The sequence below is a fragment of the Desulfovibrio ferrophilus genome (assembly GCF_003966735.1).
GTDB classification, from domain to species: domain Bacteria; phylum Desulfobacterota; class Desulfovibrionia; order Desulfovibrionales; family Desulfovibrionaceae; genus Desulfovibrio_Q; species Desulfovibrio_Q ferrophilus.
Genome location: NZ_AP017378.1, coordinates 2,405,926 through 2,427,504, shown reverse-complemented (window position 1 = coordinate 2,427,504; position 21,579 = coordinate 2,405,926). Strand labels below are relative to the sequence as shown.

The following is a 21,579-nucleotide window of genomic DNA, read 5'->3' as shown; positions in this document are numbered from 1 at the left end:
TGGGGTTTGTTGTACGCCATAGGGACAGAATCGCAAGTAGGCACCTTTTGAACATGTAGCTACCTTTTGGGAACTGTAAGTCGAAGGGCCGATTGCGGCATAATACGCCTTCATGGGCCAAAGGAGAAGTGCCAATGGGATGCGAAATCAAGCGCTGTGGCGACAAGGAATACTATTGCACCGTGGAGCTTACGCTGCAGATTATTGGTGGCAAGTGGAAGCCGATTATTCTGTGGTATTTGCACACGAATGGAACCCAACGTTTTGGCGAGCTCCGGCGCACCATGCCCAACATTACCCAAAAGATGTTGACCCAGCAGCTGCGGGAACTGGAGGCCGATGGGCTGGTGCATCGCGAAGTGTATCCGCAGGTGCCGCCCAAGGTGGAGTATTCGTTGACCGAATTGGGCACCAGTGTCGTACCGGTGATGCGTACCATGTGTGAGTGGGGTCAATCCTATGAAAAGGCCGTGGCACAGGCTGCAGATGGCCGCGATGCGGCGTAAGAGACCGCCCTGTTGCGGCGGAGAGTATTGACAGGACGTAGATGGCAACGTAGGTCCTTTAATTAGCACAGAAACCCTGTTTTTGGCCCGCGATCCGTGGGCTGGGCGGTTCGGTACTCGTTATGGCACAAACGGAATATCCCATCCATGTGGAGCAGCTCGTGATCGGGCTGTTTATCCGTCTTGAGCTCGAAGAGGGAAAGAATCCATTCCGAAAATCCGAGTTCAAGATCAAGACGGATAAGCAACTCCAGACCCTGAAGGGGATGGGACTTGAGCATGTGATTTGTGTCCTGGAACAATCCGACCGTATGCCTTTGCCACCCAAGAACAAGCGCAAGGCTGGTTCAGGTGGGGCCAGGGGCGGTTCAGCCGAGACTTCCGGTGGGGGCGCTTCGGCGAGTAAGACTTCCGGCTCCAAAGCCAAGCCCGGAAGCAAGACGCCGGTGTCAGTGCAGCTTTTGGGTTTGAAGAGCGAAACCATCGAGCGCAACAAGGAACGGCGTAAACGCTTCCGCAAGGTTGAAAAACGCTACGACAAGACCATGAGCAGCGTGGTCACCATCTTGCGCAGGGCCTCGGGACATTCCAGCGAGGCCGCAGAAGAGGCATCCGAACTTGTGAATTCTCTGGTGGAAACGTTCCTGTCCGAGCGTGACACCATGATCAATCTGATGAGTTCCAAGCCCAGCGAGGAGGCCAAGAACTATCACGCCCTGAACGTGACGGTGCTCTCCATGATGGTGGGCAAGGGGCTGGGGTTCAAGAGCGAGATCATGCACCCTCTGGGCCTGGGGGCCATGTTTCATGACATCGGCAAGGGGCGTGTGCCCATGCAGGCCGTGAGTGGCATGGGGGCAACCACCATGACCAAGGCCGCCGAGAAGTATGTGAAGGAACACCCCCTGATCGGGGCGCGGCTGGTCAACGATTTTTCGCAGTTCCCCAAGCTGGCAACACAGGCCGTGCTGCAGCATCACGAACTGCTGGACGGGTCCGGCTACCCCAAGCGCCTGAAGGGTGATGCCATCTCCCCGCTGGCGCGGGTCGTGGCTGTGGTCAATCAATACGACAACCTGATCAACGATCACCGGGCCGAAACTCTGGCCACTCCACACCAAGCCTTGAAGAAGTTGTATGCCAGCATGCGCGGTAAGATGGATTCCAGAATTCTGGCCATGTTCATTCGCAGTATGGGCGTCTATCCTCCAGGCACGGTGGTCAAGCTGTCCAACGGACAATTCGGGATGGTCACGGCCGTCAACCCGGACCATGCAGCGCGGCCCACGGTGCTCATGTACCATTCTGAAATCCCCAAGAATGAAGCCCTGCTGGTGGATCTTGTGGTGGAAGAGGATCTGAACGTGGCTGAGACGTTCCGCCCCGAAGACTTACCCCGAGAGGTCTTTTCCTACCTGAGTCCGAGCAAGACGATCAATTATTATGCCGAGGCAGTGGGCGACGGCGCCTAGCGGCAGGTGCCCTGTCCCGAGCGATCAACCTCCGCCAAAACGCTGAAAGGAATCCGTTCGTGGTCAAGCCCTCTTCCGTTTCCCCTCTGGCGCAGGTCCTGGACCAGCTGTGGCGGGCCATGCACCTGCCCACCGATGCGTTTGAAGTTGTGGGCAACATTGTCGACCAGGCCCTGTCCTTTCAGCAGGAACTGGATGACAGTGATCCCGAATCCGCTCGGCTGACCTCACGCTTATCCTATCTCATGGCCGAACTGGCCTCCTCGTCAGGGGACAATGCCATTATCCGCAAGCTCCTGCAGGAATTGGTCGAACAGGGTGCCCTGGGCGAGTTGCTGTGCGCATCCTTTATTGGTTCCAACAAGATCACCGGCGAAAAATTGCGTATTGCACTGCAGGCATTGCCTGCCAATCGTCTGCTGGCTGTGACCAATCGTTTCTTGTCTGCTCCGCGTGCGGCCCAGCCCAAGGAACAGGCCTGGGCCACGGAGACGGTGCATGAACTGCAAAGCGACGACCCCGAAGAAGCGTTGTTGTTCCTGGATAGATTGGCGCAGTCGGGGGAACGCCCTGCCTTTGCCGTGCAGCGCGAGATGCTGCACGGGCGATTTGGATTCTGGCTGCAGGAATTGTTGCGCCTGGATCTGGATCAGGAGCAGGCCCGTTATATGGCGGATACGGCCTCGCGTCTGGACTGGGCGCCGCTGACCGGAAATATTTTGCGTCTGCTCAAATATGCCGGACCTGACGATTTGCCTGCCATCTTCGACATGGTGGAACCGTCCTGGAGCGACCCCGGAGGGCGCACGGCCAAGGCCGCGTTGCTGTTTTTGAAGCACAAGGAACCTCAGGTCCGACTGGCAGCGGCCCGAGTTCTGGTCCGATTGGGTTCGCCCAAGGCATCCAAGGTCCTGGCCATGATCTATGCCGCGACTCCCGAAGCCCGTTCTGGCGTACTTGGCGTGGCTCTGATGCTCGGTGCACAGGATTTTGCCCGCTTTGCCAAGGCGTTGCCTGCCAAGGCCAGGCCCGAGGTTTTGGGCGCGTTGCTGTCGTGTCTGGCGCGGTTGGATCCGGTGTGGCTGCGCAACGCCCTGAAGGGAATTGATGGTTCGATAGCCACTGCCGTCGCCGGTCTCGTCAAGGGGCGCAAGCGGGCGGTGCACAAGCCACGGTTCAAGCCGCAAAAACCAGCCCCATACCGCAAGGCCCCGGATCAGCCCAAGTCGTTGCTGGGAAAGGTCAAGAAGATGATGGGTGGTGAATCCGAGGCCGGTCCATCGGCAGGGCAAGTCTTCGTGGGGAATCTTGCACCCGGGGCAAAGATTAAGAGCAAGATCATCAAGGATGTCGAATGCCCAGGTAAGGATTTGAGCAAGATGGCGTTCCAGGGATGTGCCCTGGGGGCCATGGATTTACGCCAGTCCAAACTGGCAGGAACGCGGTTTGTCAAATGCCGCCTGAATGGAGTGGACCTGTCCGCCGCGCGCTTCAAGAATACCGTGTTTGAGGAGTGTGATTTTGCGGGCTGTCTGTTCTCGGGGAGTTCGTTGGATGGCGTTCGTCTGGTGCGCTGTTCCCTGACCAGAACCCATTTCGATGGAGTGTTGACGTCGGGATTGGAGTTGATGAGCTGCCGTTTTGATGAGTCGTCATTCTGGGGTGCGCACCTGGAGGGCGCTACTGTGCGCTCCTGCCTATTCGGCCGAATTGATTTTTCCTATGCTGCCCTGGTGGATGCGGATTTCGATGGCGTCGAGTTCACGGATTGTGTGTTCAGGCACTTGTATGCCTCGTCATCGCGAGTGATGAATGCCGCGGCATGGGGCTGCGTGTTCCAGGCCTGCGCCCTGCCGGGAGTTCATGGCGATGAGCCGGGTCTGTTGCTGGAGGTCGAACGTTCGGCCCAGGCCCTGGTGGCCGGAGTTGCAGACAGGGAGCAGCCTACGGCCGTGAGTGGCAAACTGGCAAAGGCCGAAGGCCAGACCGCCATGCTTTCGCTGGTTCAGAATTGGCTCCATGAGCGGGACCTCGCCCGCAACCGGCGGTTGGCTCTGGCCGCAAACCGTCGCCGGTTGGACTGGTGCGCCGGAAAACTCGGCCTTGAGGCCTCCAAGGTCCTGGGGATGCTGCCGGGGCTGGTGCAGGCCGGTGCCATCCGTGATGGGGATACGTCTATTCCCGCCCCTGCCTGCATCATTCAGGGCTGGACTCCGACATACACGGCCCTGAAGAATCTGGAGGAGTATTTTGGCGGAATCTATCCTGCGCCATCGCCTGACGAGAAGCCTGCCCCTGCCATTCTTGTGGAGGCGTTCTATTCCATCGGAAGCGTGGGCACCATCGCCCAGACCCGAAATTCGGATATCGATATGTGGGTCTGCTTCGATGAGACCCGGGTTGAACCTGACAAGGTCACAGGATTCAAGGAGAAACTCGAGGCCATAGAGCGCTGGGCCGACAGGGAGTACGGCCTGGAGCTGCATTTCTTCGTCATGGACATGGGCAAGGTGCGTGAGAACAACTTCGGGTTCAGCGACAAGGAAAGCGCCGGTTCCAGCCAGGCCTTGCTGCTCAAGGAGGAGTTCTATCGTACCGCTGTCCTCTTGGGCGGCAAGAAACTGGCTTGGTGGTTGCTGCCGCCCGATGCAAGTGATGCGGCCTATGCCAAGGGGTTGGAGCGTATTGCCTCGGCCGCGAGCCTGCCCCCCGATGATGTGGTTGACCTTGGGGCCATGAGTCGGATTCCGCGTGATGAGTTTTTTGGGGCCTCGTTGTGGCAGATCGTCAAGGCGCTCAAGAGTCCGTTCAAGTCCATCATGAAGTTCGCCCTGCTGGACAAGTATATTGCGGGGGGCAATGCGGACACCCTGTTGTGCAACCGACTGAATCGTAACATTCAGGCTGGACGCTATGATTTCTGGAGTGTGGATCCCTATGGTGTGATGTTCAGCGAGGTGGAGGCCCACTACCGGAACACCGCCAACAAGGACGCCCGGGAACTGATGCAGATGGCCTTCGAACAGAAGACCGGATTTTCGTCCCAAGGCAGGACTACGGGCCGTCAGGCTGAAATGTGTGGTACGAGTTGGCTGGAATATTTTTATCCCTACTGCGCAGACGAACGCAGTGGTCTGCCCAAGCAGGGCAAACCTGGTGAAAAGGGGACAAGGACCTTTGCCGATCTCCACGAATTGGGCCAGATGGTTGCCCGGTACATGTTTGGAACCTATGAGCAGATTCGCAAAGGTGTGGACGACCTGGATACCGAGGCCCGGATTACCGATCAGGATTTGACCAAGCTGGGGCGTAAGATCTTCGGGCACTTCGACAAGAAGCCCGGCAAGATCATGCATATCCCGTTTGTGGATTCACCCAAGCGGCTGTTCGAATCGTTGGAGATCGTTTGCGAGGGGCAGCCGGGAACCCCCAGAATCTGGTTGGCCAAGGGTGAACCCGCTGGGGTCAAAAGCAGGAAGGCGCCTTTTGAGGAGCTGCATAAGGACAGGAGTCCCGTGGCCTTGCTGGCCTGGCTGGTGGCTAATCATCTGTATGAGGTTGGTGAGCAGTTCCGGGGCACGAATCTTCAGGCTCCCATCTCCACTCCTGATGTGCGCAGGTTGCTGGATGATCTGGCGGAGTTCTTCGCCCCCAAGCAGATCTTCGAGCCCGAAATCGAGGAAACCCTGCGTGATGAAGAGGTCATCCACGCTCTCGTGGTGGTCAACTTCATGACCGATCGCGAGATCAGGGAGATTCGTGATGTGGTGTTGCTGTATGCCACCAATTGGGGCGAGGTCTTTTGCGTGACCGAACCCAAGGGGCTGGACTTTCTGGAGAAGAACGTCAGCACATTCATTCAGGCCAACACCAAGGCCAGAATTGCCCCCAGTCTGGAGTGCAGGGTGCACATCCCGCACAAGTCACTGGCTCCGCGTCCGCCAGCGATCTAGCCGATTCTCTCGCGGCGGTCATCGGCAGTTGTATTGTCTGCAGTGGTGGTCGCTTTCGGGAACTATTTTCCGATGCAGAACCGGCCGAAAACGGCCTCCAGCACGCCAGCGGGAGCGATGTCTCCCGTGATTTCCGAGAGCATGGAACAGGCCGTTTCCAGGCGGACGCCCAGCAGATCGTAAGGCAAGCCCTGCTGGATGTCGGTCTCCAGGGCTTCAAGCTCGACCAGGGCACCTGACAGGGCCTGGGACTGGCGCAGGTTGGGGACGACTTCTCCGGCATCGGGTTCTGCTCCGCCACCCACGATGCGTTCGCGGATGCGTTGGCACAGGGCGTCCAGCCCTTGGCCGGTCTTGGCCGAGATGCCCACGGTTTCATACCCGGCTTTGGCGAACCAGTCCGTCTCCTGCGCGGGGGATTCCTTGGAGTGGGGGGGGGCAGAGAGATCGGTCTTGTTGAGAACCACCAGCGTATTTTCCGGGCCGGTGTTCTGCGCCAGGGCCACATCGTCCGCAGACAGGGTGCGATGGCGGTCCACCACCAGCAGTACGAGGTCCGCCTGCGTGGTCAGATCGCGTGAGCGTTCAAGCCCGGCGCGTTCCACAGCATCTTCGGTCTCGCGCAATCCGGCCGTATCCACCAGCCGTACAGGCAGCCCCTCCAGATTCAGGGCTTCCTCGAGGTAATCGCGTGTGGTGCCGGGGATGTCGGTCACAATGGCTCGTTCGCGCCCGAGCAGTGCGTTCATCAGGCTGGATTTGCCCGCATTGACCTGTCCGGCCAGCACGGTCAGTGCTCCATCCCGCCAACAGCGGTTTCGCTCGAAGCTGCCCAGTAGCGTGCGCAGTCCCTCACGGACCGTGCCGATGCCTTCCAGAAATTCATCGGGGCTCAAGCATTCCACTTCATCTTCGGGGAAATCCACGGCCACGCAGAGCTTGACCCGCAGTTCTTCCAACTGGTCGCGCAGTTGGGTGATGCGTTTGCCCAGTGCTCCGGAAAGCTTGGCTTGGGCCAGGGTCAGTCCTGCACGGGTGGGGGCGGCTATGGTCTCGGCCACGGCTTCGGCCTGGGTCAGATCCAGGCGTCCGTTCATGAAGGCGCGGTAGGTGAATTCTCCGGGGCTTGCGGTTCGAGCGCCAGCCTTGAGGACGGCCTCCAGCACTGCCCGCAGTACTGCCGGGCCTCCGTGGCAGTTGAATTCCACCACATCCTCCCCTGTGTATGATCCGGGGCCGGGCATGTATGCGACCAGCGCTTCATCAAGGCGTTGTCCGCCCTCGTCGTCAATCCAGCCATGATGCAGGCGGTAGGGCTTCAGTCCGCCGAAATTCTGCCGCGTGGAACTGAACAGGCGCTGGGCAATGGACAGGGCATCCGGGCCGCTGGCGCGGACGATGCCGACGCCTCCGCTGCCCGGAGGAGTGGCGATGGCCGCAATGGTGTCGTGTTTGGAACCGGCAATGTGCATGGGGCTGGTATATGCTCTCGCGGCCCGTTTGCAAAGTGGCTGGTTGCCATTTGAGAATCGCCAACGTAGAACCTGAACATGAGCTATCCTAATACCCTTCCTTGCTGGCGGCGTGTGACCTCGGCTGGAATGACCGTGGCGCTGTTGTGTCTCCTGCTGGTCGGCTGCGCCACAGGGCCGACTCCCCAGGGGCCTATCCGCGACCTGATCCAATTGCCGCAGAGCCCCGCTGCCTATCTGGACCCGATGACTGCCGACGTGCCAATGATTTCCCCGGATGAGGCACAGGTCTTGGCCCGGCAGTTTGTGGAAGATTATTTTTCGCCCTGGCATCGTTCCTGGCCTGCCAATGATGCGGAGAAGGTCTTCAAGGGGCTGCACAATTACGATTCTGCACGGATGTTTGGCGAGAATCGGCAGCTCAGATCCCCGGCCTGGCTGGAAGGATTACGCCGTCAGTCGATGGAGGGTGACTATCCCAATGCACGGTTGCGGGCTCTGACGGTGGTCAATACCTCCATGCGGGTGCTGCCCACCATGGAGCCAGCATTTCAGGATTTTAATCAGGCCGGAGAAGGATACCCCTTCGATTATCTCCAGAATACGGCGGTCTGGGCGCAGACTCCGCTGTTCGTTTCTCATTTTTCGGATGACGGGGCCTGGGCCTTGTGTGAATCCCGGTTTGCCTATGGCTGGATTCCCATGCGTGATATTGCCATGGTGGATGATGAGTTTGCAGAGAGCTTCGAACAGCTTGATTTGATGACGTTCACTTCGGACCGGGTGCCCCTGTACGATGATTTCGGCCTCTTTCGCTTTCGGGGGCGGGTGGGGATGCTGCTGCCCTTTATTGCCAGAGAGGATGGCGTCTTCCAAGCCCTGATTGCTGTGCGCGATTCATTGGGCAGGGCCGTGTTGGCCAGCACCTCAGTGCCGCAGTGTGATGGCGCCGAATTTCCCCTGGAGGCAACGGCCTTCAATCTCGCTCTCCTCGGTCGGGACTTGATGGGCCAACCCTATGGCTGGGGAGGGATGTACGGGCATCGTGATTGCTCGGCGACGCTGATGGACATGTTCGCGGCTCTGGGCATCGGCTTGCCTCGGAATTCATCACAACAGGCACGGGCCGGACATTTTATATCACTGGACGGGTTGGATGATCAGGCCAAGGTCAAGCGTATTCTTGACATGGCCCAGCCCTGGCAGACCTTGCTCTGGAAGCCTGGGCATATCATGCTTTACATCGGGCAATACGAAGGACGGCCTGTGGCTCTGCACACGACCTGGGGCGTAAAGACCAAGGTTGGAGATCGCGAGGGACGCCATTTCATCGGTGCCACGGTGATCACGACCCTTGCCCCGGGCAGCGAGTTGAACGAGTTGGACCGACCGGACGGTATTCTTCTGCACAAGATCAAGGGGATGACCTTCCTCCCAGGGCAAACGATGGAAGATTAGTCAGCTACTTTGTTGCTGCGATCCGTTCACCCCCTTGTGTATGTATTGAGGCACGAGGGGGTGAGTTTTTTTTGCGCCGTGCCCATCGATTCTTTCTGGTGAGCCAGTGTCAGAACGCCTTGTCGGTGCCTTGGCTTTTCCCATCAGATCCTTTGGGGCACATCATTGGGCAAGCAACAAAAAGAGCCCGGCGCGCTGATGCGCACCGGGCTGAAGAGAGGGTACTTGGCCTGCAGAGTTGGCTAGAAGCTGCCAGGCCGAGTGGCATTGTCAGTTTGGGCTTCGAAGACGTGGTCGAAGATTCCTCCGGCAAACCCATTAATCAGGGCCAGTAGATTCAGGGCCACCAATGCGGGGATGTTTTTGATAATCTGGACCATGTTCTTACTCCTGTGGTGTGTGTCGCCGGCAATCAAGCGGCGTTAATCAGTCATGTAATAAATTTCACAAGCGATGGCAACCCTTAGGATAAAGAATGCCATGCTATATTTTTATGTAAAAATTCTAAGTGTTTAAATCGATTTCGCCGTGTTTCTCGTGTTGAGAGTTATGAGGCAAGGCGGATATAGGGCCGCGACTGAGACCTGTCAAGGCTTCCTGGTGGGTTTTAGGTGGATTTTCAGGACCAAAGCAATCGATTTCCAAGTTACTTAATTCACAATGTCTAGGCGTAAAAAAGCCCCGATCTTGTCGGGGCTGATTGATGGAGAGGGGATAAACGCCTGCTACGTCAGGAGTTCCAGGTCGACTTCAAGGCGGGCCAGATTGACGCTGAACAGTTTGACCTTGACGGTTTGCCCAAGGTGGAAGCGTCGCGCTGTGCGCTCGCCCACGATTTCCTGACGTTCGGGCAGGTAATGGTAGTAGTCGTCGGACAGTGTGGAGAGCCTGACCATGCCTTCGGCCATGACTTCGTTCAGTTCCACCCAGAAGCCGTATTCGGCCACTCCGTTGACCACGCCAGTGAATTCTTCGCCGACCTTGTCCGCCAGGAAGAGGATCGTCAGGCGTTTCAGGATTTCGCGTTCGGCCTTCATGGCAACGCGTTCGCGGGCACTGATGCTTTCGCAGATTTTGCTCAGGGTTTCGGGCTTTGGCAGCGGTTCGGAGTGCATCTTCAGGGCTTTCTTCATGGAGCGATGCACCAGCAAGTCTGCGTAACGCCGGATGGGAGAGGTGAAATGGGCGTAGCATTCCGAGGCCAGACCGAAGTGGCCTTCATTGGAGGGCGAATACACGGCCTGCATCATGGAGCGTAGTACCAGTCGTCCGGCCATGAACTCCAGGTCCGTACCTTCGGCCACGCCCAGAAGGTCTTGCAGGTCTGCGGGGGTGATGGTGCCCTTGGGTGGTGACTGGGGGGTGATTCCCGCACGCGCCAGGAGCTTGAAGACCCCAGCCAGCTTTTCGCTATCGGGCTTGGGATGGATGCGGTACGGACAGGGCAGATCCAAAACGGTCAGTCGCCGGGCAACGGATTCGTTGGCTGCTACCATGAATTCTTCAATGATTTGGTGGGCGAAGTTGCGTGGTCTGGGCCTGATGTCTGTTGTTTCGCCCAGCAGATTGAAGTGGATTTCGGGCTCGGGCAGGTCGAAGTCCAGAGATCCGCGACTCGAACGCACACCATTCAGCACCCGGGCCAGGGCTTCGGCTTCGCGCAGCATGGGCATCAGCTCGGGGCCAATGAACTCGTGTTCTTTGGGATCGTTCTGTTCCAGAGCGCGGTGGACCTGCATGTAGGTCAAACGCTTGTGACTCTTGATTACCGCAGCATAGAACTCTTCATCACGCGGCTGCCCATCGGCGCTGAAGGATATCTCTGCGACCATGGCCAGACGCGGGACGTCCGGGTTCAGGCTGCACAACCCGTTGGACAGGGCCTCGGGGAACATGGGCTCCACGGATTGCGGGAAATAATAGGAGTTGCCACGTTTCTGGGCTTCGAGGTCCAGAGCGCTGCCCGGCCTGACGTAGTGCGAGACATCGGCAATGGCCACGGTCAGTCGCCAGCCATTACCTTCGCGGCGCACATGCACGGCGTCGTCAAAGTCGCGGGCCTTGGCACCGTCGATGGTGACAAGGGCCAGCTCGCGCAGGTCCTTGCGGCCTTCGAAGTCTGCCGGATTTGGCTGGGCAGGGAGCCTTTGGGCCTCGTGCAGGGCGTCGTTGGGGAAGATGGTGGGCACGCCGTGGGCTGCCTTGACCAGTTTCTCCTGGACGCTGACGTCTTCCTCGTTGCCAAGGACCTCGGTGGCTGTGGCTGCCCAGAGCTTGTTGTCCAGCTTGTCGCCGGGTTCCACATAGAGAAGTTCGCCATCCTTGGGACGAGTCTCCATGTGAGCCGTGTCCGTCATGACATTGAAGTCCAGCCGTGGGTCCGTAGGCCGCGAGAGATACAGGTCCGGCCCGAGTTTGCGTTCGATGCGTACGGGCAGTCTCTTGTTCTTGCGCTCCAGGACGCGCACCACACGCCCCTCGGGGTTCATATCACGGCCTTTGGAACGGGGGGCGGGCATCATCGCCACCACGACCTTGTCACCATTCCAGGCGTCACCGAAGTTGCGGCGGTTGATGAAGATATCTTTGCGGCGTTGGTCTTCGGGCAGGACAAATCCGACCCCCGAGCGCTGGACCTGCAACTCGCCGGTCACCAGCGACATGCTCTCGGTCAGGCCAAAGGACCCTCCACGGGTGCGAATGATCTTGCCGTCGTCCATCAGGACCTTGAGGGCGGCTTTCAAATCCCGCTTGTCTTTTTTGTAGGCCCCCAGCGCGTGCAGGATTTCGTTGCGCCGCATGGGACGTTTGGCTTCTTTCAGGGCGCGCAGGACACCTTTGGCATCAACGGGGCCCCTGTCGGGCTTGTTCTTTACTTTCTTCTTGTTCGCCATGATGGCTCCATATTTTTATATTGTCGGTTTTCTTTAAATTACATCAGTTTTTGTGCAATGGATACGAATACCCGAGGCTTGCACAAGATGTCACGCGATCGTTACCCTTGTGGAGAGGGAAGTCGATCAGTTCAGGCGGCCTGAGCTCGCCGCAGGGGAAATCTGGAATCGGGGGCAGTGGGCGGATGCCCGGGAGTGTGTGATCAGAGCAGGGGCCAGGTCGCCCTCCACCAGTCCGGGAAGCTGTGATTGGTGAACAATCCGGGACCAAAATCCAGAGTGTGGTCGAAGGTCCAGAGGTTGTAAGGATTGAATTGGACAAGCTTCACGGCATCCTTGCCGGTGCAGAGCACTCGTTCCGCATTGGCCAGATCGGCCTTTTCACGGATGAATTTCCAGTCGTCTTCTTGGTAATTGTAGTGGTCGTCAAAGCGCAGATGCTTGATCGGGGGATGCCCCAGCAGTTCTTCTGCGGTGCGCTGGACCTGCTCGTGTTCGCCCACACCGGAAACCAGAAGATAAGGCTCGTCGCCAAATCCACGGGCAGATTCGCTTCGATCCAGTCTTGTCAGGCCCTTGGGCGAGAAGGTGAATGGAAAGACCGGAGCCTTGTATTGGGCCAGAAACTCCTGGCAGAAAGGCTCCAGAGCCTGAAAATCATCCTGTGGTGCCTTGATCAGGAAGGCTGCCGTGCGTGTCAGTGCCTCTTCACCTTCGCGCCAGGGACCCGAAGGAATCACTCGGTTCCAATCCTCGGTCAGATCCTGTGGGCGAAGCAGCACGAGGTCCAGATGTCGCTCGATGCCAAGGTGTTGGAAGCCGTCATCCAGCAGATAGAGGTCGGGGTTGTGGTGCTTGGCGATCCACTTGGCAGCGCGGGCGCGTTGAGGGTCCACCACCACATGTGCCTCGGGGCAGGACTTGGCCAGAAGCAGGGGTTCGTCTCCGGCTTCACGAGCCGTGGATTGCTCATGCACCAGATAGGGCAGTTCGGGGGGGATGGATTTGTATCCCCGGGTCAGCACGGCGGGGGTCAGCCCTTCATTGATGGCCCATTGGACGATCCACTCCGTGAGCGGAGTCTTGCCGGTGCCGCCCCAGCAGATATTGCCGATGCTGATGGTGGGGCGCTCGGGCTTGTAGGACGTCAGGGCCCCGGATTCGTACCACTGCCGCCTCAGGCGCATCGCCATGGCGTAGAGCCTGCTCGGCAGGTACAGCAGAGGAAAGAGTTTGCGCTGCAGGGGAGTGACGTTGTGCATAAATAGATCGGGGGCGGAGTGCCGCCCCCGTAAGTTGTCTTGGCTAGTCCCTGGTGGAGCCCATGAGTCTCAGCAGCATCAGGAACAGGTTGATGAAGTCCAGATACAGGGTCAGCGCGCCCAGGATTACGCCGCGTCGGACTGCGGTGGCGTCATTGGCCGGAGCGGTTTCGCCCATGACCTTGAGCTTCTGGGTGTCGTAGGCGGTCAGGCCGGTGAAGATGATCACTCCCAGGAAGGAGATGATGAAGCTCATCTGGCTGGAGCCCAGGAAGATGTTCACAACACTGGCGATGATGATGCCCACAAGGCCCATGAACAGGAAGCTGCCCCAGGAGGTCAGGTCCTTTTTCGTGGTCATGCCGTAGACGCTCATGGCACCGAACATGCCCGCCGCAGTCACAAAGGCCGAGAAGACGCTCTGGCCGGTATAGACGATAAGCACGGTGGACAGAGACAGGCCCATGAGTGCGCTGTAGGCCATGAACATGCCTGTGGCCATGGATGCAGACATTTTATTGATGCCTGCGGACAGGGCGATGACCAGCCCGAACGGGGCGAGCATGACCACAAAGGCCATGATCTGGTTGCTGAACAGAGCGTTCAGCAGAGCCGGGCTGGAAGCGGTGAAGAAGGCAACGCCCGCAGTCAACGCCAAGCCGAGAGACATCCACTGATAGACGCCGCGCATGAAAGCGTTGAGGACCTCGGCTTTCTGCCGGGGCATGGAAACGGTCTGGAACCTACTCATTGTATCCTCCGGGTGGAAATTTGATTCGTGATTACGATGGTTCATCATTAATACCGAACCTTGCCGCTGGCAAGGGCGGTTGGGGCGCTGGAGCCCGAATTGTCAAGAAAGAGTGGATTATGATGCTGACGTCCGGTGTCAGTGGACGATTTGTCGAGGAAAAGAGGAAACCCGGCGAAGCCGATGTTCATGCTCGGGGGTCAAATCTTGTTTATAAAAGTCTCGCCGTTGCCGGTGCTTGCGTCATCCAGGCGGTGGCTGCTTTGTCTGCTGTTGATTTGCCTCAAGTCGCGAACTGTCGCACTTGCCAGGTTTCAATAAAAGATAAGCAAGGGCTGTGCCACTATCGGTCCTGGGTGTCCATGCGATTGCGGGTGGGTTTGGAATCGTTCCATGTGGTTTCGGCCCAGCCCATGGACGGGGTGCGGGAAGGCTCAACAGTCACGGTGCGTTGCGCGCCCTTGTGAGTCACAATGACGATTACTGGCTCGGCGGACTTGACGGCTTTGGGTGAATAGCTGGCAACCAGAGCGGCGGCTTCGGCCACGGCAGAATCAGGCCAGTCGTCACCAATCTGACGCCCCAAACCTAGAGGGCCGGGAAAATCCTGCACGTCAAAGAGCAGATCGTCTTTGCGGGCCAGACGTGTCAGTGCATTGTTGCTGGCCTCATTGCGCCCCATGGACAGCCAGTGGGTTCCGGCCCAGAGTTGGCGGCCCGAGTTGGCCAGATGGAAATCATTGGCCGATGGATTGTCGATATGCTCAAACACCGGGCCATAGCGCCGGGCCGAGGCCGGTTCCGTGAGCAGGCATCCGCCACCGGGGGTGGGGATTTCGGTGATACCGAATTCCTTGGCCATTGCCAGTTGGTCGTTGCGCCCACGTCCGCCAATGCCATGCAGGCGCTCACGGTCCACAAGTCCGGATTCTTCCATGGGGGTCGGGTCCAGCCGCTTGGCACACAGGGGGCGCAAGAGGATGTCCTTGGTCTCGGACTCGTTGCGCACGCTGTTCATGGCGTCGCGGCGCTGGGACATGGGACGTTGGCCGATAACCTCTCCGGTGATGATGAATTTGGCACCATAGTGCTCCATCATCCGTCGGGCGTGGGAGAGCATGATGATCTTGCAATCCACGCAGGGATTGAAGTATTTGCCGAAACCATATTTGGGTCCGGCCAGCATCATTTTCACATAGGCGTCGCCGATGTCTACGGCTTCGATATCCAGGCCGTAAATGTCACGCCAATGGGCCACCTTGTCCGGCTTGCCGAAAAAGGGGGAGGTGAAATGCAGGCATTTGACGGAGAGTCCCTGGGCCATGATCACCTTGGCCGCAAGCAGGGAGTCCAAACCGGCGGAGAACAGGGCCACCGCGTCGTATTTTTGGTTAGTTTTAGTCATGGGTGAAGTGCCTATAACCATGAGCAGGTGGCAAGGCAAGGGGGGCTATCTGTGCGCCGGCAAGGCGAAAATGACCCTGCTTGCTCTGTCTGAAATGGGAATTCTCAACGTTTGAGCGCTTGTAAAGCGCGGTTGCCCGCCTTACGGGCTTCTGTTATGTGGAGTCGTCTTTAGCATCCAATACCTTTTAAGGAGATACCGTCATGGCACGCAGCCCCCAAAAGAGCCCTGAAGCGCTTCGCAAGGAAGCCCTGGACACCGCGCTGACCACCATCGAGCGTAAGTACGGCCAAGGCTCCGTCATGAAGCTGTCCGATGATGCCCACGTCGCAATCAAATTTATCCCCACCGGTTCTATCGGTTTGGACTTGGCGTTGGGCATTGGCGGTATTCCACGAGGCCGAGTCTGTGAAGTTTTCGGGCCGGAATCGTCAGGCAAGACGACTTTGGCATTGCATATTATTGCCGAGGCCCAAAAGGCTGGTGGCAACGCCGCGTTCATCGATGCCGAACATGCATTGGATGTGAACTACGCCAAACGCCTTGGCGTCAAAACCGACGAGTTGCTCATTAGCCAGCCCGACTACGGTGAACAGGCCCTGGATATTGCCAGCCTGCTGGTGCGTTCCGGTGCGGTGGATGTGATTGTCATCGACTCCGTTGCCGCATTGATTCCCCAGGCCGAACTGGAAGGCGAGATGGGCGAGACCCAGGTGGGCGGGCACGCGCGCCTGATGTCCCATGCGCTGCGGAAGCTGACGGGTATCATTCACACCTCGCATACCGCCGTGATCTTCATCAACCAGATCCGCATGAAGATCGGCATGACCGGTTATGGCAACCCCGAGACCACCACCGGTGGTAATGCGCTCAAGTTCTACTCCTCTGTACGCCTGGATATCCGACGTATCCAGACCCTGAAGGACAAGGACGAAGCCTACGGCATCAAGGCCCGTGTCCGTCCGGTCAAGAACAAGGTTGCTCCGCCCTTCCGCGAGGCCATCTTTGATGTGCTGTATGGCACGGGCATCTCCCGTGAAGGTGAGATTCTCGACATCGGTGTGGACGCCGGTATCGTGGACAAGTCCGGTGCGTGGTATTCCTTCGGGGATGAGCGTTTGGGGCAGGGCAAGGAAAATGTCCGGGCCATGCTGGCTGAAAACGATGATCTGCGTAATGCCATCGAGGAAAAAGTGCTCGTGCATCTGGGCATGAGGGATGCCGCCCCCGAGGCGGAGCCCGCCGAAGAGGCAGTCCCCAAGGCCGCAAAAAACTAATTTACGATTCCCGAAACGGCGCGGCCGGGGATGCCCCGGCCGCAGCTCCATTACTCCGCCACTCCCGCCGTTTCCCTCACCACAACGAGAGTTAACTTATTCGCATCAGGAGATTTTGCATCGTGCTGACCGCCACTGAAATCCGCCAGAAATTCCTCGAATACTTTGAGGGTAAAGGACATACTCCCGTGTCCTCTTCATCCCTCGTGCCCAAGGACGATCCGACCCTGCTGTTTACCAACGCGGGCATGGTCCAGTTCAAGAAAACCTTCCTGGGCCAGGAAAAGCGCGACTACGTGCGTGCGACCACTTCCCAGAAGTGCCTGCGCGTGGGAGGCAAGCACAACGACCTGGAGAACGTGGGACGCACTGCACGCCACCACACCTTTTTCGAGATGTTGGGCAACTTCTCCTTTGGCGATTATTTCAAGGAAGATGCCATCCGCTACGCCTGGGATTTCATCACTGGCGAACTGGGGCTGCCCAAGGACAAACTCTATATCACCATCTACAAGGATGATGATGAGGCGGGCGAGCTGTGGCAGAAGGTGGCTGGAGTCGCTCCCGAGATGATTTACCGCCTGGGCGAGAAGGATAACTTCTGGTCCATGGGTGATACCGGCCCCTGTGGACCGTGCTCCGAGATTCATATCGATCAGGGCGAGCACATGAAGTGCGGTCCGAACTGTGGCATCGGCCAGTGCGACTGCGATCGTTATCTGGAGATCTGGAATCTGGTGTTCATGCAGTACGACCAGTCTGCCGATGGCACCCGCGAGCCGCTGCCCCGCCCGTCCATTGATACGGGCATGGGGCTGGAGCGCATTGCCGCTGTCTGCCAGGGAGTCAACTCCAACTACGATACCGATCTGTTTCTGGCCATCATCGGCTTTACCGCCGAGCTTGCGGGCGTGAAGTACAAGGAGCAGGGCGAGGACGTGGACACTGCGTTGCGCGTCATTGCCGACCACAGCCGCTCCATCGCCTTCATGATTGCCGACGGCATCCTGCCCTCCAACGAGGGGCGTGGTTATGTCCTCAGGCGTCTGATCCGCCGCGCTCTGCGTTTTGGCAAACTCATCGGCCAGGACGAGGCCTTCCTGTTCAAGGTTGCCCTGAAGGTTGTGGACGAGATGGGTGACCATTACCCGGAGTTGAAGGACAATCAGGAGTTCATGGCCAAGGTCGTGCGCGAGGAGGAGAATCGCTTCTCCCAGACCCTGGACAAGGGCCTTGCCATCCTGGAGGAAGAGCTTGAGAAGATGCGCGGCGCTGGCGAGACCATTGTCTCCGGCGAGTTCGCTTTCAAGCTGTATGACACCTTCGGTTTCCCCGTGGATATCGTGAACGACGTGGCTGAGAAACAGGGCATGAGCGTTGACGAGGCCGGGTTCAAGGCCTTCATGCAGGAGCAGAAGAATCGCGCCAAGGCCGCCTGGAAGGGCGGCGGTGAGCAGACTCTGGCTGCCCGTTTCCAGTCACTGCTGGAAGATGGCCTGCGCTCCGAGTTCGTGGGCTACGATTTTCTGAAAGCCGATTCGCGCATCGTGGCGCTGCTTGGTGAATCCGCCGAGCCGGTGGAAAGTCTGGATAAGGGCGCCAAGGGCTATCTCGTGACCAGCTCGACTCCGTTCTACGGCGAATCTGGTGGTCAGGAGGGTGACAGTGGAGCCATCCATTCCCCTTCGGGCAAGGTTGAAGTGACCGACACCATGAAGCCTGCGCCCGAGTTGATCGTGCATGCTGTGACCTGCACCGAAGGACAGGTACTGCCCGATCAGGAAGTGCAGATGATCGTGGAAGAAGGCCAGCGCACTGCTTCGGCCCGAAACCACACCTCGACTCACCTGCTGCACGCCGCTCTGCGCAAGATCCTGGGCGACCACGTCAAGCAGGCCGGCTCTCTGGTTGGTCCTGATCGCCTGCGTTTCGACTTTACTCACATTGCCGCCATGACCGTGAAGGAAAAGGCCGAGGTCGAGCGCGAAGTCACCCGTGCCGTGCTTGCCGACATCCCCCTTGAAGTGGCGGAGATGGAATACGACGCCGCAGTAGAGAAGGGCGCCATGGCCCTGTTCGGTGAGAAATACGATTCCACCGTGCGGGTTGTTTCGGTTCCCGGCGAATCCGTGGAGCTTTGCGGTGGAACGCACTTGCGCTCCACGGGGCAGGCTGGTCCCTTCATGATTCTGTCCGAATCCGGCGTGGCTGCCGGTGTGCGGCGCATCGAGGCCGCCACGGGTTGGAATGCCATCAATCAGTTCAATGCCATCCGCCTGGCAGCCGAAAAGGCTGCCGAGGTGCTCAAGGGCAGCCCTGCCGAATTGCCCGAGCGAGTCCTGGCTTTGAACCGTGAGGTCAAGAAGCTCAAGAAGGACATCGAGAAGATCGCGGCCCAGGCTGCTTCTTCTGCCGGTGGTGCGGATATCATGGACAGCGTCGAGGAACTCGGCGGGATCAAGGTTCTGGCCGCCAAGGTCAACGCTCCCAACATGGGGGCCATGCGTAAGATGATGGATGACGTACGCTCCAAGCTGGCATCGGGCGTGGCTTGCCTGATTTGCGAGGCTGCCGGCAAGGCCAATGTGGCTATCTACGTCTCCAAGGATCTGCATGACCGCTTCACCGCACCGGCCCTGATCAAGGATGTGGCTGCCGAAGTGGGGGGCTCCGGAGGCGGGCGCCCGGATATGGCTCAGGCTGGCGGAACCAACCCCGCAGGCATCGAAGCCGCTTTGACCAAGCTCAGGGCTTTGCTCGCGGGCTAGGCTCCAAAGCCATTCAGGATACATCCAAGGCTGCACCTCCTCACGGGGTGCAGCCTTTTTTATGCTCTTGGGAGTGGCAAGCTTGGGCGTTTGGTGTACGCTGCATGAAAATCCGTTTTCTGGAGGGTGCCATGAGGAGGATGATACTGCTTGCGATGGTCGTCTGGCTGTTGGCTGCTCCTGGGCAGACTCTTGCGCAGTCCATAGATGGGCTCTGGGATCAGGCGCAGGCCCCTGAGATCCCACAGATCAATGTGGTGCAGGCCAACCCCGCCAGCACGGCCCTGCTGGTATTGGATATCGAGGAGTTGACCTGCAATGCGGCCAGGCGACCCCGATGCCTGGACACCGTGCCACGCATTGCCGAGCTGATTCGCCGTGCCCGGGAAGCAGGGTTGCCTGTGGTCTACAGTCTGACGCCGAAGATGACGCCCATCCTTGATCTGGTGGTTCCGAAGAAGAGTGAGCCCATCGTTGCTTCCAGCGTGGATAAATTCTGGGATACCGATTTGGAGAAAATCCTGCAGGACCTGGGCGTTGATACGGTCATCGTCACGGGCACTGCGGCTCATGGGGCGGTGCTGCATACGGCGACTGCTGCTGGGTTCCGGGGGCTGAAGGTGCTCCTGCCCGTGGATTGCCTGTCCGCGGCCGATCTCTATACCGAGCAGGCCACTGTGCAGTTGCTGCTGACCGGGCCGGGAACGCGCAGGGTGATCAGTCTGACCCGCAGTGACTTGATTACGATCCAATGAAAAACGGGGAGCCTTCTGGCTCCCCGTTTATGGTTATTTCACCGTGAAATTCTGACCACTCAAGGGCTTCAGAGGCTGCGGGCCGCAGCCGCACCCCGAACCGCAACTGCTGGCATGCTGATGGCTTTTCCCTCGGATGAGCAGAGGGCGAACAATGAGCGCCAACAGAATCAGCGATGCGCTGATACTCCACCATGTGATGTGGTCGGCCTCCGAGGCACGGACCCAGGATGTGACCGACAGACCCATGGCGAAATAGATGCGATTGACCAGCCAGCCGATGCCAAGGGCGCAGAGGGCGATGGCTCCGACATAGATGGCGGTGGCGCGCTTGCCCAGCACCTTGGAGGTGACGGCGATGGTCGCGGCATTGGTCGCAGGTCCTGCGAGCAGGAAGACAAGGGCCGCTCCGGGGGACAATCCCTTCAGGGCCATTGTGGCTGCGATGGGGGTGGAGGACGTCGCGCAGATATACAGGGGGATACCAGCAACAAGCATTACCACCATGGAGGCCCATTCGTTGCCGAGATAGCTTTCGAAGAAGTCTGCAGGGACAAAGGTTGAAATCAATCCTGCCAGAAGAATCCCAATGATTAGCCACTTTCCGATGTCCTGAAGCATCTCTCCGAAGGTCTGGGTAAAGCCGTCCTTAAGTCGGTGGGAGAATGAAGTCTCATTCGTCGTGGTTTCACTGCCGCAACATCCCCCACCGCATCCGCAATCCGATGTCATGTCCGAAGGGTTGTTATTGTCCAGCGCGCGGCTGTCGGGCAGTGCATTGATAGCCAGTCCCGCCACGGTGGCTGTGATGAATGCTGCGATAGGGCGAACAACGGTCATTACCGGGTCGAGCATGGCCCAGGTTACGGCCATGGAATCGGCCCCGGTCTCCGGGGTTGAAATCATGAAGGCGGCGGTGGCGCCCTTGCTGGCGCCTTGACGCCTGAGGCCTGTCGCTGCCGGTACCACCCCGCAGGAGCAGAGAGGCAGAGGCACGCCCAGTGCCGAGGCCTTGAGTACCGAGGTGGCTCCGTTCTTTCCCAGATGTTTCGCGATGAATTGATCAGAGATGAAGACTTTGATCAAAGCGGCAACGAAAAAGCCGAACAAGACCCAAGGGGCCGCTTCGTTGAGGAGAATCCAGGTTTCAGTGGTGTAGGTGATCAGTATGTCGAGCATCGTGATGCAGTCTCCGATGTTGATTATGGGTTATTCTCGTGCGTGGCACAGGCCTTCGCTCAGCAGATGACGGACGTGGTCGTCGTCCAGGGAATAGAAGGCCATTTTACCTTCGCGGCGGTAGCGGACCAGTCGGTTGGCACGCAGCAGTCTGAGTTGGTGCGAGATGGCGGAAGAAGACAGACCCGTGAGTGAGGCCAGGTCGCAGACACAGAGTTCCTCCATGGTCAGGGCGTAGAGGATGCGCGCCCGGGTTGGATCGCTGAGGGCCTTGAAGATTTCGGCCAATCGCAGCATGGTGTCATCATCCGGCATTTTCTCGCGCACCCGCCCGAGGCTCTCAGGGTGCAGTCCGTGGACTTCGCAAAGGTCGTTGGCCATGGTTTCTCCAGATTCTCATGTGAGCAGTTGTTCAACTGTTTGTTTT

General features: G+C 58.6%; 15 protein-coding genes. 7 read left to right on the top strand and 8 right to left on the bottom strand.

The features are described from left to right. Positions 1 to 134 precede the first annotated feature (134 nt). The 3 genes from EL361_RS11290 (at position 135) to EL361_RS11280 (ending at position 5,931) form a co-directional block, all read left to right on the top strand. A complete protein-coding gene (locus EL361_RS11290) occupies positions 135 to 506 on the top strand; it encodes a winged helix-turn-helix transcriptional regulator (RefSeq protein ID WP_126379591.1) in 372 nt (123 codons plus the stop codon). A gap of 122 nt (positions 507 to 628) precedes the next feature. Beyond that, positions 629 to 1,978 (top strand): cyclic di-GMP phosphodiesterase, encoded by a 1,350-nt coding sequence (locus EL361_RS11285; protein ID WP_126379589.1) that lies wholly within the window; start codon positions 629 to 631, stop codon positions 1,976 to 1,978. A gap of 59 nt (positions 1,979 to 2,037) precedes the next feature. After that, positions 2,038 to 5,931 (top strand): class I adenylate cyclase, encoded by a 3,894-nt coding sequence (locus EL361_RS11280; protein ID WP_126379587.1) that lies wholly within the window; start codon positions 2,038 to 2,040, stop codon positions 5,929 to 5,931. A gap of 62 nt (positions 5,932 to 5,993) precedes the next feature. On the opposite strand, the gene mnmE is transcribed toward EL361_RS11280, so the two are convergent. After that, a complete protein-coding gene (gene mnmE / locus EL361_RS11275) occupies positions 5,994 to 7,403 on the bottom strand; it encodes a tRNA uridine-5-carboxymethylaminomethyl(34) synthesis GTPase MnmE (protein ID WP_126379585.1) in 1,410 nt (469 codons plus the stop codon). A gap of 78 nt (positions 7,404 to 7,481) precedes the next feature. Between mnmE and EL361_RS11270 the strand changes: the two genes are divergently transcribed. Continuing rightward, positions 7,482 to 8,861, top strand: coding sequence for an SH3 domain-containing C40 family peptidase (locus EL361_RS11270; RefSeq protein ID WP_126379583.1), 1,380 nt, complete (start codon positions 7,482 to 7,484; stop codon positions 8,859 to 8,861). A gap of 242 nt (positions 8,862 to 9,103) precedes the next feature. Here EL361_RS11270 and EL361_RS17080 read toward each other — a convergent pair whose 3' ends face one another. From EL361_RS17080 to EL361_RS11250, 5 genes are all read right to left on the bottom strand, one after another. After that, positions 9,104 to 9,241: a hypothetical protein gene (locus tag EL361_RS17080; protein ID WP_172961720.1), complete on the bottom strand. Its 138-nt coding sequence runs from the start codon at positions 9,239 to 9,241 to the stop codon at positions 9,104 to 9,106. Positions 9,242 to 9,586: 345 nt separating this feature from the next. Continuing rightward, positions 9,587 to 11,755, bottom strand: a complete 2,169-nt coding sequence (gene rnr, locus EL361_RS11265) for a ribonuclease R (protein WP_126379581.1) — start codon at positions 11,753 to 11,755, stop codon at positions 9,587 to 9,589. 203 nt (positions 11,756 to 11,958) lie between these two features. Further along, positions 11,959 to 13,017 carry a tetraacyldisaccharide 4'-kinase gene (gene lpxK, locus EL361_RS11260; RefSeq protein WP_126379579.1) on the bottom strand — a complete coding sequence of 353 codons (1,059 nt, stop codon included), beginning with the start codon at positions 13,015 to 13,017 and terminating at the stop codon, positions 11,959 to 11,961. A 43-nt stretch (positions 13,018 to 13,060) separates the two neighbouring features. Continuing rightward, on the bottom strand, positions 13,061 to 13,768 hold the full coding sequence (locus EL361_RS11255; RefSeq protein ID WP_126379577.1) for a Bax inhibitor-1/YccA family protein: 708 nt from the start codon (positions 13,766 to 13,768) through the stop codon (positions 13,061 to 13,063). A gap of 343 nt (positions 13,769 to 14,111) precedes the next feature. Beyond that, positions 14,112 to 15,173: an adenine nucleotide alpha hydrolase family protein gene (locus EL361_RS11250; protein WP_126379575.1), complete on the bottom strand. Its 1,062-nt coding sequence runs from the start codon at positions 15,171 to 15,173 to the stop codon at positions 14,112 to 14,114. 203 nt (positions 15,174 to 15,376) lie between these two features. Between EL361_RS11250 and recA the strand changes: the two genes are divergently transcribed. The 3 genes from recA (at position 15,377) to EL361_RS11235 (ending at position 19,973) form a co-directional block, all read left to right on the top strand. Beyond that, positions 15,377 to 16,450, top strand: a complete 1,074-nt coding sequence (recA, locus tag EL361_RS11245; protein ID WP_126379573.1) for a recombinase RecA — start codon at positions 15,377 to 15,379, stop codon at positions 16,448 to 16,450. Between the two features lie 122 nt (positions 16,451 to 16,572). Further along, the gene (alaS, locus tag EL361_RS11240; protein ID WP_126379571.1) at positions 16,573 to 19,218 is read left to right on the top strand and encodes an alanine--tRNA ligase; all 2,646 of its coding nucleotides are present in this window, start codon (positions 16,573 to 16,575) and stop codon (positions 19,216 to 19,218) included. A 131-nt stretch (positions 19,219 to 19,349) separates the two neighbouring features. Next, on the top strand, positions 19,350 to 19,973 hold the full coding sequence (locus EL361_RS11235) for a cysteine hydrolase family protein (protein ID WP_126379569.1): 624 nt from the start codon (positions 19,350 to 19,352) through the stop codon (positions 19,971 to 19,973). A 33-nt stretch (positions 19,974 to 20,006) separates the two neighbouring features. Here EL361_RS11235 and EL361_RS11230 read toward each other — a convergent pair whose 3' ends face one another. Next, positions 20,007 to 21,152, bottom strand: a complete 1,146-nt coding sequence (locus EL361_RS11230; RefSeq protein WP_126379567.1) for an SO_0444 family Cu/Zn efflux transporter — start codon at positions 21,150 to 21,152, stop codon at positions 20,007 to 20,009. A gap of 30 nt (positions 21,153 to 21,182) precedes the next feature. After that, on the bottom strand, positions 21,183 to 21,533 hold the full coding sequence (locus EL361_RS11225; protein WP_126379565.1) for an ArsR/SmtB family transcription factor: 351 nt from the start codon (positions 21,531 to 21,533) through the stop codon (positions 21,183 to 21,185). Positions 21,534 to 21,579: the final 46 nt, after the last annotated feature.